The following is a 13,525-nucleotide window of genomic DNA, read 5'->3' on the forward strand; positions in this document are numbered from 1 at the left end:
TCGCCGAACTGCCTCTCCGACCGCGCCGGAGGCGAAATGCGGCATACCCGACCGCGCCGGATCGATCTCAACGCGGCACGTCCAGCGGGGTGACCCCTGCCCCGCGGGCATCGGTGCGACCCTTCCAGTAGCGGCGCCGCATCTCGGGCGGCACCGATTCGTGAAACCGCTCGGACCGGTCGCGGCCCACCACCCGGCGCCTGCGCAGAAGAAAGATCTTGCCCCAGCCATGCCACGGCCCCACCATCGGCGCGGTGGCGTCGGTGTAGAAGCGGGCACGCCAGTTCCTCGGCAACGGCAGATCGTGCGCCTCGGCCCGCTCGAGCATCCACACCAGCGGGATGTTGGCCAGCGGGCGGGCCCGTTCAAACCCGTCCAGCATCCCGCCCACGTCGCCATGTGCGCCCCGGAACCAGACCTGCTCGACCCGGCCCGGCCAGTCCGGCGGGCACTGCCACAGGACGGGATCGAACACCTCGCGCGTCTCGTTCAGCGCCAGCGCGTGATAGCCGTTGCGGATGTTCGGCCCCAGCCGGTGGTCGTGGAAACGGTGCTCGCGCTCAGCCCAGCGCCAGACCACCGGCAGGCGCAGCCCCAGCGCCTTCACCGTGTCCCAGACGCCGACCATCTCGATCGGCACGTCGTCGTGGCAGTGAGTCCGGGCGAACTCCCTGGCATAAGGGCTGTCCGGGTTCAGCTGGTAGTGGCGATAGACCACGCGGATGTTGCGTTCGGTCGCGCAGTCGGCCCGCAGCAGCCCGACCCGGCCGATCACCCCGGCCAGCGAGCGCACCGCATAGGCGCCGCGCGAATAGCCGAACAGGAACACCCGGTCCCCCGGCTTGTAGCGCGAGGCGAGATAGCCGTAGGCCCGCCGGATCTGGCGGTTTATTCCCCGCCCGGTGACCACGTTCATCACGTCGCGCCAGCTGTTCCACTGCACCCCGGCCTCGTAATAGACCGACACCTGCGCCCCCATCTCGCGGCACAGCTGCAGCAGCACGCCGGCATGGGTTTCATAGCCCGGCGTCAGGGTGGACATGGTTCCGTCAAGGATGATGACATGCGTCTGCGGCCGCCGGTGGCGCGTTTCCGGGGATTGCTCGGCGCTCAGCGGGCGCCCGAGCCATCCCAGAATCCGTCTATGCAGCCGTTTCAGAGGCATGTCTCAACAAGTCCCACACACGTTGCGGCGTGAACGGCATGTCCGCCTGTCGCACGCCCCGGTCCCACAACGCGTCCTGCACGGCATTCGCCACCGCGGCCAGCGCGCCGACCGTCCCCGCCTCGCCACAGCCCTTCATCCCCATGGGATTTGTCGTCGAAGGAACCGGCACGGGGATAAAATCAATCATGGGGACGTCACCGGCCCGTGGCAAGGCGTAGTCCATGAAAGACGCCGTGAGCAGTTGCCCATCCGCATCGAATGCCACCCGTTCGCTCAGCGCCTGCCCGATGCCCTGCACCACCCCGCCATGCACCTGGCCCTCAGCCAGCATCGGGTTGATGAGATTGCCGAAATCATCCGCAACCGTATAGCGGTCCACCCGCACATGGCCGGTTTCGGGATCGATCACCACCTCGACCACATGGGCGCCGTTGGGATAGCTGCGCCCGGCCAGCTTCGCCCGCGCCTCGTGCACCAGAAGATCGGCGCGTCCTTCCGCGCGGGCCATCTCGGCGGCCTCGGCCAGGGTCGGCGTCAGGTTCGATCCCGGCGCGCGGAAGGTTTCGCCGTCAAAACCCACCTCCTCGGGCGCCACCCCCATCCTGTCGGCAAGATAGGGGGTGAAGGCCGCAATCATGCGATCCACCACCGCCAGCGTGGCAGTGCCCTGGGTCGTGACCGAGCGCGACCCGCCCGTGCCGCCGCCCTTCGCAATCCGGTCGCTGTCGCCCTGAACCACGCGGATGCGGTCGGCCGGGATGCCGGTCTGATCGGACAGGAACTGCGCGAAGACCGTTTCATGCCCCTGCCCGTTCGACTGGGTTCCGACATAGAGGTTCACGGTGCCATCCTCGCAGAACTCCACCTTCGCGCCTTCCGAAGGGTCGCCCAGAATGCTTTCGATATAGTAACCGATCCCCAGACCGCGCAGCCGCCCCGCGGCCCGATCCGCCGCCCGGCGCGCCGCAAAGCCGGCAAGATCGGCGCGCTCGGCCGCGCGTGTCAGAACCCGGTCGAACTCGCCCACATCATAGGTTTCGCCGCTCACCGTGCGGTAGGGAAAGGCCGAGGACGGGATGAAGTTGCGCCGCCGCAGCTCCAGCGGATCCTCGCCCAGTTCGCGTGCGGCGCGGTCCATGAGGCGTTCGAGCACATAGATCGCCTCGGGCCGGCCGGCACCGCGGTAGGCATCCACCTGGGTTGTGTTGGTGTAGATCCCCTCGACCCGCATCCAGGCGGCGGGAATGTCGTAGGGCCCGGTCAGAACCCGCGAAAACAGCATGGTCTGGATCATCTGCCCGAACTGCGAATTGTAGGCCCCTAGGTTGCATCGCGTCTGCAGCCGGTAGCCGGTGATCCGGTTGTCGGCGTCAAAGGCCAGCTCGGCCCATGTCACCAGGTCGCGGGCGCCGTTGTCCGAAAGCATCGCCTCCGAGCGATCCGCCATCCACCGCACCGGCCGGTCCAGCACCCGGGCCGCGTGCGCCACCACGAAATACTCGGGGTAGGCAAACGCCTTCATGCCGAAGCCCCCACCCACATCGGGCGTGGTCACGCGCAGCTGTGCCTCGTCCAGGCCGAACTTTTCGGCCAGCTGCGCCCTGAGCCCCCAGACCCCCTGCCCGCCATAACACAGGTGCAGCCGCCGCCCGTCCCACTCGGCAAAGCAGCCGCGCGGCTCCAGCGAACAGGCCATCACCCGGTTGTCCACGACCTCCAGCCCGACGATGCGGGCGGCAGCGTCGAAGGCGGCCTGCGTGGCCGCCTCGTCGCCCAACGCCCAGTCAAAGGCGCGGTTGAGCGGGGCCTCGGCATGAATCGCCGGGCCGCCGGGGGAAAGATCGGTCTTGACCGGCAGATCCTCGGTCTCGAAGTCGATCAGCTCGGCCGCGTCGCGGGCCTGCTCGGGGGTGTCGGCAACCACCACCGCCACCAGCTCGCCGACGAAACGCACGCGGTCGCGGGCCAGCATCGGACGTTCCGGCGCCGCCCCCGGCGTGCCGTCGCGGTTGGTCTGCACGGTCGCCGTCATCGCCACGTCGATCCCGGCCGCCTCGAGATCGGCCAGCGTCATCACCAGATGCACCCCCGGCGCGATGCGGGCCGCCTCCACGTCCAGCGCGACGATCCGCCCATGCGCGACCGGACTGCGCAGGAAATGGGCGAAAAGTGCGCCCGGCGGCGCGATGTCATCGACGAACCGCCCCGCCCCGGTCAGGAAGCGGACATCCTCGACCCGCACCACCGGCTGGCTTTTCCCGAATTTCTGCATGGCGCTCCCTCGTTAACCTGTTCACGGCCAAGGTAACGCCCACGCTGTCAATGTCCAGCAAGGCGCAGGACGGTTTCCACCCGGTCCAGCCCGTAGCCGTTGAACCGGGTGGACATGGCCACCGAATAGGCGCCCATCCCGTCGAACAGGACGTAATCTCCCGGCTGGCAGTCGCCGGGCAGCGCCAACCCGTCGGGCAGCCGATCCAGGCTGTCGCAGGTGGGCCCGAACACCACCCGCGGCAACGGCCGGCCACGGCGCGGCACGCCCTCGGGCGACAGCACCCGGACCCGCCCCGTAAGCCCCATGTCGCGCAGATCGACCAGCCCGCCATAGATCCCGTCATTGAGAAAAACCCTGCGCCCGCCCGCGCGCATCGCCTTGATCCGGGTGGCAAGGGAGAAGGCCTCGGCCACCATCGCGCGCCCGGGTTCGCAAACCAGCTTCGGCGCATCCGGGCCGAAAGCGCGACGGGTCGCGTCGCCGATCGCGGCAAAGACAGCCTCCAGATCGGGGGGGCGACCGTGGCGGTCGGCAGCAAAGCCCCCGCCCACGTTCAGCCGCGCGATCCGCAACCCGGCGCGGCCGGCAATCCGCGCGGCCTCGGCCACGCAGGCGGCCCAGGCCTGCGGATTTTCACACTGGGTGCCGGGGTGAAAGCTGAGCGCCGGGCGCCACCCCCCCTGCGCCACGGCCCGCAGCAGCCCGACCGCCGTCGCCGGATCGGCCCCGAATTTTTCACCAAAGTGATAGGCCGCCCCCTCGACCGGCAGGGCGAAACGCACCGCGATCTCGGCCCGGCGCGGCACGGCCGCCAGCTTGTCCAGCTCGGCCTCGTCATCCACCGACCAGCTGGCCACGCCCAGTTCGATGCCGGCGGCGATCTCGCGCGGTGACCGCACGGGATTGTTGTAGTGCAGAACCGCCTCCCGGCTGACGGCCCGCACCGCGCGCATCTCGGCCGGAGAGGCCACGTCGAAGGCGGCAATCCCCGCAGCCGTCAGGTTTTCCAGGACCTCGGGGCGGGGATTGGCCTTGACCGCATAGGTCACCAGGCCGGGAAAGCCGCGCAGAAATCGCCGCGCCGTCTGATGCAGCTGCTTCGGCGCGAGATACAGAACCGGATGATCGGGTCCGACCCGCACCAGATGCGCGACCGGATCGGTCCAGGGGGTGCCGGGATACTGCATCGAAACCTCTCCTGTTCGCTCGTCGTGCGCGCAGGATGCGGGGTTTCACCGTCGATTTCTCCGATCAGACCGACTAGAATATAGTAGAGATTTGTCATAATGCCGAACAGACTATGCAGATCGACGACACTGACCGGCAACTTCTGGCCCTTCTGAGGGAAAACGCCCGCGCGCCGGTGGCGGAGCTGTCGCGCCGCCTCGGGCTGGCGCGCACCACCGTACAGGCCCGTATCGAACGGATGGAAAAGGCCGGGGTGATCGCCGGCTATACCCTGCGCGAGGGCGCCGGCCTGCGCCCGCCCCTGCAGGCCACGGTGCTGATCTCGATCGAGCCGCGCAGCGGCCCGGCGGTGCTGGCCCGGCTGAAATCCCTGCCCGGCGTCGAGGTGGTGCACACCACCTCGGGGCGGTTCGACCTTCTGGTCCAGGTCTGCGCCGACACTACGGCCGAACTGGACGACACGCTGGACCGGATCGGCGAGGCCCGCGGCGTGCGCTCGTCGGAAAGCCTCATCCACCTGTCCACCCGGCTGGACCGTTCCTCCCGTCCGGGATGACCCCGCCCGGCCGCCACGCCCATCCATGCTTCTCCATGCCCGGAAAAAAGAAGCGCGGCCCCGGTGATCGGGACCGCGCCATGCCCTGCGGCCTCCGGCCGGCCCTATTTCAGAGCCAGATCGGTGATCTCGTGCGTCCAGGCGCCCTCGGGCTTTTTCGTGATGACCGGATCCGAGCCACCCGCAAGCAGGGTGTTGACCGTGCGCTCGTAATCCGCCGGGTCCAGCTCGCCGGTGGAGCCGTCGATGAGCTTGGCAATCTCGGCCATCATCGAACGCTGATGCTCTTCGGTCTGGGCGCCGCTGGCATCGTTTTCCAGAACGATCTCGACCGCCTCGTCCTGGTTCTCCACGGCATATTTCCAACCCTTCATCGAGGCCCGCACGAAGCGCACCATCTTGTCCTTGAAGGCCGGATCCTCGAGCTTGTCCTCAAGCACGTAGATCCCGTCCTCGAGCGTGGACACACCCTGGTCCTCGTATTTGAACGTCACCAGCTCGTCGGGGCTCACCCCGGCCTCGAGCACCTGGTTGTATTCGTTGTAGGTCATGGTCGAGATGCAGTCGGCCTGCCGCTGCAGCAGCGGATCGACGTTGAAGCCCTGCTTGAGCACCGTGACCCCGTCCGGCCCGCCATTGGTGGGGATGCCCTCGCGGCTCATCCACGCAAGGAACGGATACTCGTTGCCGAAGAACCACACGCCGATGGTCTTGCCGCGAAAGTCCTGCGGACTCCTGATCCCGGTATCCTTCCAGCAGGTCAGCATCAGCCCCGACCGCTTGAAGGGCTGGGCGATATTGACCAGCGGCAACCCCTTTTCGCGCGCCGCCAGCGCCGAGGGCATCCAGTCCAGCATCACGTCGGCCCCGCCGCCGGCCAGAACCTGCGACGGTGCGATGTCGGGGCCGCCGGGCAGGATGGTCACGTCCAGCCCCTCTTCCTTGTAGAACCCCTTGTCCTTGGCCACGTAATATCCGGCAAACTGCGCCTGGGTGACCCATTTCAGTTGCAGCTTGACCTCTTCGGCCGCGGCCGCCCCGGCGGCCAGGGCAAGGCCCAGCGCCACTCCGGCAATTCGTTTCATCATCCTCTTCTCTCCTTGTTGCATGGTTGTTGTCCCTTGCTCGACAGAACCTGCACGGCCCCGCCCCTCATTCCCTCTGCGACGGATGCCAGAAGGTCACCCTGCGCTCGATCAACACCACCGCGCCATAGAACAACGTCCCGGCCAGCGCCGCCACCACGATTTCCGCCCAGACCATGTCCAGCGCCAGCTGCCCGACACTGGTCGAGATGCGAAACCCCATGCCCAGCGTGGGCGATCCGAAGAACTCTGCCACGATCGCACCGATCAGCGCCAGCGTGGTCGAGATCTTCAACCCGTTGAAGATGAACGGCATCGCCGCCGGCAGGCGCAGCTTGGCAAAGCTCTGCCAGTAGCTGGCAGCATAGGTCTCCATCAGGTCGCGCTGCATCTGGGTGGTCTCGTTCAGGCCGGCCACGGTATTCACCAGCATCGGGAAGAACACCATGACCACCACCACCGCCGCCTTGCTCTGCCAGTCGAAGCCGAACCACATGACCAGGATCGGCGCCGTCCCGACGATCGGCAGCGCCGCCATGAAATTGCCCACCGGCAACAGCCCGCGGCGCAGGAAGTCGCTGCGATCCACCAGCACCGCCACCGCGAAGGCCGCCGCGCAACCGATGACATAGCCGCCCAGCGCCCCCTTCAGAAATGTCTGCACGAAATCGGCCCAAAGCACGTCGGTGCTGGCCACGAACCGCTGGGCGATCAGCGACGGCGCGGGCAGGATCACCATCGGCACCTCGAGCCCGCGCACCAGAAGCTCCCACACCGCGATGATGGTGACACCGAAGATCGCCGCCACCGCCAGCCGGCCGACCCGGCTGTGCGCCGCCTGCCCCGCCGCCAGACGCAGATTGACCCACCAGCCCAGCCCCCAGACCGCAAGCGCCGCAATCACCAGCTCCATGCCGCGCCCCCCTGCTTCCTCTTGCCCCAAATACTCCGGGGGAGTCGCGCTTGCGCGACGGGGGCAGAGCCCCCCCTTACCGCGTCCTTCATCGCACCATCCCCATGCGTTTCAGCACCAGCCGCTCCACAAGACCCAGCATGCCGACCAGAACCGCCGCCAGGATCGCCGCCGCGAACAGCGCCGCCCAGATCTGGATCGTCTGGCCGTAATAGCTCCCGGCCAGCAGCCGCGCCCCCAGACCCGCCACCGCGCCGGTCGGCAGCTCGCCCACGATCGCCCCCACCAGCGAGGCGGCAACGCCGATCTTGAGCGAGGCAAAGAGATAGGGCATCGACGCCGGCAGCCGCAGCTTCCAGAACACCTGCCCCCGGCCGGCATTGTAGGTGCGCATCAGATCCAGCTGCATCGCATCGGGGCTGCGCAGCCCCTTGACCATGCCCACCACCACCGGGAAAAAGCTCAGATAGGCCGAGATCACCGCCTTCGGTATGATCCCCTGTATCCCCACCGAATACAGCACCACGATGATCATCGGCGCCAGCGCGATGATCGGAATGGTCTGGCTGATGATCGCCCAGGGCATCACCGACATGTCCATCACCCGGCTGTGCACGATCCCCACCGCCAGCACGATTCCCAGCCCGGTGCCGATGGCAAAACCCAGAAGCGTGGCGCTCAGCGTCACCCATGAATGATAGACCAGAGACCGCTTCGAGGTGATCTTCTTGCCCACGGTGGTCTTCCACAGTTCCACCGCCACCTGGTGCGGCGCCGGCAGGCGCGGCCGCTTGAGCGCCCAGACTGCCGGGATCACCTGCGGGTTCTTCACCGCCAGCACAATGCCCCCCATCTGCCGGCGCTGCGCCGCGTCCTCGGGCTCGACCGCCACGCCGGCACGCTGGGCCTCGACCAGAGCACCCTGGATGTTCATCGGGATGGCGGCCAGATACCACACCGCCACCAGCGCCCCGACCACGCTGAGAACGGCAAGAACCGACTTCATGCCCCGCCCTCCTGCTTCGACACCCCACCGGCGCCGAAGCCCGCACGGCGTTCGGCCCGGCCCCCACGACCTGTCACGTCACCCGTCATAGGCATGCCCCGCCCTCAGGCCCTCGCGCACGCGATGGGCCACCTCGAGGAATTCCGGCGTGTCGCGGATGTCCAGCGGTCGCTCGGCCGGCAGCGGACTTTCGATCACATCCGTGATACGGCCCGGGCGCGGGCTCATCACCACGATCTTGGTGGAAAGATACACCGCCTCGGGGATCGAATGGGTGACAAAGCCGATGGTCTTTCCGGTCCGCCGCCACAGCGCCAGCAACTGCTCGTTGAGGTGATCGCGCACGATCTCGTCCAGCGCCCCGAAGGGTTCGTCCATCAGCAGGATGTCGGCATCGAACGACAACGCCCGCGCGATCGAGGCCCGCTGCTGCATCCCCCCCGAAAGCTGCCAGGGAAACTTTTCCCCGAATCCGGCCAGATCGACCAGATCCAGCACCTTGCCCACCCGCTCCTGCTGGTCGGCACGGGAATAGCCCATGATCTCCAGCGGCAACGAGATGTTGCGGGCAATGGTTCGCCACGGATACAGCCCCGCGGCCTGGAACACATAGCCATAGGCCCGCTGGCGGCGCGCCTCGTCCGGGCTCATGCCGTTGACGGTGATCGTGCCGCCGGTTGGCTGTTCCAGCGCCGCGACGACCCGCAGAAAGGTGGTCTTGCCGCAGCCCGAAGGGCCGATGAAACTGACGAAATCGCCCCTGGCGATGTCAAGGGTGATGCCCTGCAGCGCATGCACCGGCCCGTCACCAGTCTGAAATGTCAGGTCCACGTCCCGTGCGCTGATGACGGAATTGGAATCTGTCACGTTGCCCGCTCCCACAATTTCGGTTCGGCCAGTTCCAGGCTGTTGCCGGCCGGGTCGCGCAGATAGATCGAACGCGCCCCGTTCGGCCAGCGGAAATCGGCCTCGATTTCTATACCCGCCTCTTCCAGACGGCGCACCCAACCGTCAAGCGCCGCGCCGGCGGCGGCAAAACACAGATGCCCCGGCCCCTCGGCCCCATGCGGAGGCACCGGCAATGCGCCCGCGCGTGGCGCGCGCCGCGTCGCCTCGGCCCGGAACAGCAGCACGATGGTAGGGCCGCAGCGGAAGAACACATGCCGCCCCTCCTGCCGCGCAATCCGTTCCAGCCCCAGGACGCCGCCATAGAAGGCCTCGGCCGCATCCAGGTCGTCCACGTAAAGCGCCGCCTCGAGCACCCCGTCCGGCGCAGAGGGCAGGGCCTTCTTCATACGCCGGTCGCCGGAATGCCGCTGCGTTCCACCGGCCGCGGCGCGGTCAGCTCCTTCCAGGTGGAAAGCGCCCGGTTGACCGGGGCATTGGCCTCGCGCGCGACGAACCTGCCGTGGCCCTCCTGCGTGCGGATCTCGCCGTCATGCACCGCCACATGGCCACGGGTCAGGGTGAAACGCGGCAGCCCCTTCACCTTGTGCCCCTCGAACACGTTGTAGTCGATGGCCGACTGCTGGGTTTCGGCGCTGATCACCTTCTCCTTCTCGGGGTCCCAGACCACGATGTCGGCATCCGAACCCACCATGATCGCCCCCTTCTTCGGGTAGCAGTTCAGGATCTTGGCAATGTTCGTCGAAGTGACGGCGACAAACTCGTTCATCGTCAGCCGGCCCGTGTTCACCCCATGCGTCCATAGCATCGGCATCCGGTCCTCCAGCCCGCCGGTGCCGTTGGGGATCTTGGAGAAATCCCCCACCCCCATGCGCTTCTGCTCGGTGGTGAAGGCGCAGTGATCGGTGGCCACCACGCTGAGCGAACCCGACATCAGCCCCGCCCAGAGGCTGTCCTGGTGCTTCTTGTTGCGGAAGGGGGGCGACATGACGCGCCGCGCCGCATGATCCCAGTCCTTGTTGAAATACTCGCTCTCGTCCAGCGTCAGATGCTGGATCAGCGGCTCGCCCCAGACCCGCTTGCCCTGCATCCGCGCCCGCCGGATGGCTTCATGCGCCTCTTCGCAGGAGACATGCACCACGTAAAGCGGCACGCCGGCCATGTCCGCGATCATGATGGCGCGATTGGTCGCCTCGCCTTCGACCTCGGCGGGGCGGCTGTAGGCATGCGCCTCGGGGCCGGTATTGCCCTCGGCCAGAAGCTTGGCGGTCAGCTCCGCCACCACGTCGCCGTTCTCGGCATGCACCAGCGCGATTCCGCCCAGCTCGGCCAGACGGCTGAAACTGGCGAACAGCTCGTCGTCGTTCACCATCAGCGCACCCTTGTAGGCCAGGAAATGCTTGAAGGTGGTGATACCGCGATCGACCACGTTCTTCATCTCGTTGAAGACCTGTTCGCCCCACCATGTCACCGCCATGTGGAAGGAATAGTCGCAATTGGCACGGGTGGACTTGTTGTCCCAACGCTTGAGCGCATCCAGCAACCCCTCGCCCGGATTGGGCAGGGCAAAATCCACAACCATGGTGGTGCCGCCAGCCAGCGCCGCGCGGGTGCCCGATTCGAAATCATCCGACGAATAGGTCCCCATGAAGGGCATCTCCAGATGCGTATGCGGATCGATCCCGCCCGGCATCACGTAGCAGCCGGAAGCATCCAGTTCGGTCTCGCCCTTCAGATCCGGCCCGATCTGCGTGATCACGCCATTCTCGATCGCCACATCCGCCTTGTAGGTCAGATCGGCGGTGACGATTGTGCCATTCCTGATGACTGTGGACATCCTCTTCTCCCCGTTGTTCTCAGACCGACCCGAAACAGTCGATCGCCCTCCCATGTACGCCGATGTCCAGCGGCCCGAACGGCCCCTCGACACATAGCGAAAAATACCCGGCCGCCGGCATGAACACGACACGATACGGCCCCTTTCGTCGCGTCACCGCCCAGCACTGCTGACAGAACCCGCCGCTGAACTGCACCTCCACTGCCTCGGGCTCGGTCAGTGCCGCGCGGAACTCGGCCAGCGCCATGCGCCCTGCCCGGCCGGAATCGTCGAACTCCTCGATCTCGGCCGCAATCATCTCCCTTATCCGGTCCGGTTCCTCCACGCGCTTGCCGTCCCCGAAAACTTCCGCGTCCTTTTCTGGCCGGAAATATCCCGGGGGTCCGGGGGCAGAGCCCCCGGCCGGCCCCGAAACGCTCCACCCTTCACTCCACGATCTCCGCCGTCTCCACCACCGCGTGAAACAGCACATCCGCCCCGGCCGCGGCCCATTCCGGGCTGATCTCCTCGGCCTCGTTGTGGCTCAGCCCGTCCACGCAGGGACACATCACCATCGCCGTCGGCGCCACCCGGTTGATCCAGCATGCATCGTGCCCCGCGCCCGAGATGATGTCCATGTGCGAATAGCCCAGCCGCTCGGCCGCGCGCCGCACCGCCGACACGCAGCCCTCGTCGAACTTCACCGGGTCGAAACCGCCCACCTTCTCGAACGCGACACCCAGCCCCATGTCGGCGGCGATCTTCTCCGCACCCACGCGGAACCGCTGCTCCATGTCCTCGATCACCGCCAGTTCGGGGCTGCGGAAATCCACCGTGAACACCACCTTGCCGGGGATCACGTTGCGCGAATTGGGATAGACATCGATATGACCGGCCGCCCCCACCGCGTGCGGGGCGTGGGACAGGGCGATCTCGTCCACCAGCTCCAGCATCCGCGCCATGCCAAGGCCTGCATTGCGGCGCATCGGCATCGGGGTCGAGCCGGTATGCGCGTCCTTCCCGGTCACCGTCACCTGGGTCCAGCTCAACCCCTGGCCGTGGGTGACGACGCCGATATCCTTGCCCTCGGCCTCGAGAATCGGACCCTGCTCGATATGCAACTCGAAGAACGCATGCATCTTGCGCGCGCCGACTGGCTCATCGCCCTTCCAGCCGATCCGCTCCAGCTCCTCGCCAAACTTCTTTCCTTCCGCATCCTCGCGCGCATAGGCCCAGTCCTGATCATGCACCCCGGCAAACACGCCACTGGCCAGCATCGCCGGAGCAAAGCGCGTGCCCTCCTCGTTGGTCCAGTTCACCACCACGATCGGATGCTTCGTGCGAATGTCCAGATCGTTCAGCGTGCGGATGATCTCAAGCCCGCCCAGAACCCCCAGCACCCCGTCATACTTGCCCCCCGTGGGCTGGGTGTCGAGGTGAGAGCCCACATAGACCGGCAGCGCCTGCGCGTCGGTGCCCTCGCGCCGGGCGAACATGTTGCCCATCTGGTCCACGCCCATGGAGCACCCCGCCGCCTCGCACCACTTGCGGAACAGCGCGCGCCCCTCGGCATCGGCATCCGTCAGCGTCTGCCGGTTGTTGCCGCCCGCCACGCCGGGGCCGATCTTCGCCATCTCCATCAGGCTGTTCCACAGCCTCTCGCCGTTGATCCTGAGATTCTCGGCCGGTGCCGCCATCGTCCAATCCCCCTGCTGCCGGTTCTCGCTGTCGAATGATTTGACCAACTGGTCAAAGCAACGCTATCACGGGATTGCGGTCAGTCAAGAAAATGCCGCTGCCCTTTTTCGCCTCCGGGGTATAAACGCACAATTTCCGAGCAACCCAGGAGTCGGCCCGACGATGACCCGCCCCCGCCAACCCACGCGCATCCAGGCCCGCAACCGCGCCGCGATTCTCGAGGCCGCGCTGGACGTGTTTTCCGCGCTCGGCTATCGCGGCGCCACCGTGGACCGGATCGCCGCCGCCGCCGGCCTGTCGAAACCCAACCTGCTCTACTATTTCCCCTCCAAGGAGGCGATCCACGAAGAACTGCTGGGAAAGCTTCTGGATACATGGCTGGACCCGCTGCGCGCCCTCGACCCGGAGGGGGACCCGCTGGAGGAAATCCTCGGCTATGTGCGGCGCAAGCTGGAGATGAGCCGCGACTACCCCCGCGAAAGCCGGCTTTTCGCCAACGAGATCGTCCAGGGCGCCCCGCGCATCCACGCGGTCCTGTCGACCGAACTCAAGGCGCTGGTCGATGAAAAGGCTGCTCTTCTCTCACGCTGGATGGAGGAGGGCCGAATCGCCCGCGTCCACCCCTATCACCTGATCTTCTCGATCTGGTCGCTGACCCAGCACTATGCCGATTTCGACGTGCAGGTGCGCGCGGTGCTGGGCAGCGAGGACCCGTTCGACGGCGCGCCGGAATTCGTCGAGACGCTCTATCGCAGGCTTCTGACGCCGGGTTGAGCCGCCGCGCCGCGGGGACGGCGGCCCGCGAAAACGGCTTCGCGCCACCGGCGCGGCATTGTGCAAACGACATGATCTGTCGGTTTCCGACTTGCAGGGCCCGCCGACAGCGGCGCAGGCTCGACGGGAAACAACCCCGG

The 13,525-nt window shown here is 66.9% G+C and carries 13 protein-coding genes; 2 read left to right on the top strand and 11 right to left on the bottom strand.

Going from position 1 to position 13,525, the window contains the following annotated elements; genetic code table 11:
• Positions 1 to 67: 67 nt before the first annotated feature.
• The 3 genes from ACZ5CM_RS11140 to ACZ5CM_RS11150 are packed head-to-tail and all read right to left on the bottom strand — an operon-like array spanning position 68 to position 4,630.
• The gene (locus tag ACZ5CM_RS11140) at positions 68 to 1,165 is read right to left on the bottom strand and encodes a DUF2235 domain-containing protein (RefSeq protein WP_464638728.1); all 1,098 of its coding nucleotides are present in this window, start codon (positions 1,163 to 1,165) and stop codon (positions 68 to 70) included.
• On the bottom strand, positions 1,143 to 3,440 hold the full coding sequence (locus ACZ5CM_RS11145) for a xanthine dehydrogenase family protein molybdopterin-binding subunit (RefSeq protein WP_464638730.1): 2,298 nt from the start codon (positions 3,438 to 3,440) through the stop codon (positions 1,143 to 1,145). Before ACZ5CM_RS11145 ends, ACZ5CM_RS11140 begins: the two co-directional genes overlap by 23 nt.
• A gap of 47 nt (positions 3,441 to 3,487) precedes the next feature.
• Complete coding sequence (locus tag ACZ5CM_RS11150) at positions 3,488 to 4,630, bottom strand: type III PLP-dependent enzyme (RefSeq protein ID WP_464638732.1); 1,143 nt, start codon at positions 4,628 to 4,630, stop codon at positions 3,488 to 3,490.
• 113 nt (positions 4,631 to 4,743) lie between these two features.
• Here ACZ5CM_RS11150 and ACZ5CM_RS11155 point away from each other — a divergent pair, with 113 nt between their 5' ends.
• Positions 4,744 to 5,187, top strand: a complete 444-nt coding sequence (locus ACZ5CM_RS11155; RefSeq protein ID WP_464638734.1) for an Lrp/AsnC family transcriptional regulator — start codon at positions 4,744 to 4,746, stop codon at positions 5,185 to 5,187.
• 104 nt (positions 5,188 to 5,291) lie between these two features.
• Here ACZ5CM_RS11155 and ACZ5CM_RS11160 read toward each other — a convergent pair whose 3' ends face one another.
• The 8 genes from ACZ5CM_RS11160 to ACZ5CM_RS11195 form a co-directional block, all read right to left on the bottom strand.
• On the bottom strand, positions 5,292 to 6,275 hold the full coding sequence (locus ACZ5CM_RS11160) for an ABC transporter substrate-binding protein (RefSeq protein WP_464638736.1): 984 nt from the start codon (positions 6,273 to 6,275) through the stop codon (positions 5,292 to 5,294).
• 64 nt (positions 6,276 to 6,339) lie between these two features.
• Positions 6,340 to 7,185, bottom strand: a complete 846-nt coding sequence (locus ACZ5CM_RS11165) for an ABC transporter permease (protein WP_464638738.1) — start codon at positions 7,183 to 7,185, stop codon at positions 6,340 to 6,342.
• An 88-nt stretch (positions 7,186 to 7,273) separates the two neighbouring features.
• Positions 7,274 to 8,191, bottom strand: coding sequence for an ABC transporter permease (locus ACZ5CM_RS11170; RefSeq protein WP_464638740.1), 918 nt, complete (start codon positions 8,189 to 8,191; stop codon positions 7,274 to 7,276).
• Positions 8,192 to 8,269: 78 nt separating this feature from the next.
• Positions 8,270 to 9,058 carry an ABC transporter ATP-binding protein gene (locus ACZ5CM_RS11175; RefSeq protein ID WP_464638742.1) on the bottom strand — a complete coding sequence of 263 codons (789 nt, stop codon included), beginning with the start codon at positions 9,056 to 9,058 and terminating at the stop codon, positions 8,270 to 8,272.
• Positions 9,055 to 9,486, bottom strand: coding sequence for a VOC family protein (locus tag ACZ5CM_RS11180; RefSeq protein WP_464638744.1), 432 nt, complete (start codon positions 9,484 to 9,486; stop codon positions 9,055 to 9,057). The genes ACZ5CM_RS11175 and ACZ5CM_RS11180 overlap by 4 nt, the downstream gene beginning before the upstream one ends.
• The gene (hydA, locus tag ACZ5CM_RS11185) at positions 9,483 to 10,934 is read right to left on the bottom strand and encodes a dihydropyrimidinase (RefSeq protein WP_464638746.1); all 1,452 of its coding nucleotides are present in this window, start codon (positions 10,932 to 10,934) and stop codon (positions 9,483 to 9,485) included. The genes ACZ5CM_RS11180 and hydA overlap by 4 nt, the downstream gene beginning before the upstream one ends.
• A 19-nt stretch (positions 10,935 to 10,953) precedes the next feature.
• The gene (locus tag ACZ5CM_RS11190; protein ID WP_464638748.1) at positions 10,954 to 11,259 is read right to left on the bottom strand and encodes a hypothetical protein; all 306 of its coding nucleotides are present in this window, start codon (positions 11,257 to 11,259) and stop codon (positions 10,954 to 10,956) included.
• Positions 11,260 to 11,359: 100 nt separating this feature from the next.
• Positions 11,360 to 12,610 (bottom strand): Zn-dependent hydrolase, encoded by a 1,251-nt coding sequence (locus ACZ5CM_RS11195; protein WP_464638750.1) that lies wholly within the window; start codon positions 12,608 to 12,610, stop codon positions 11,360 to 11,362.
• Positions 12,611 to 12,773: 163 nt separating this feature from the next.
• Between ACZ5CM_RS11195 and ACZ5CM_RS11200 the strand changes: the two genes are divergently transcribed.
• Positions 12,774 to 13,385, top strand: coding sequence for a TetR family transcriptional regulator C-terminal domain-containing protein (locus ACZ5CM_RS11200; RefSeq protein WP_464638752.1), 612 nt, complete (start codon positions 12,774 to 12,776; stop codon positions 13,383 to 13,385).
• The last annotated feature ends 140 nt before the right edge of the window (positions 13,386 to 13,525 follow it).

The sequence above is a fragment of the Piezobacter thermophilus genome (genome assembly GCF_055386745.1).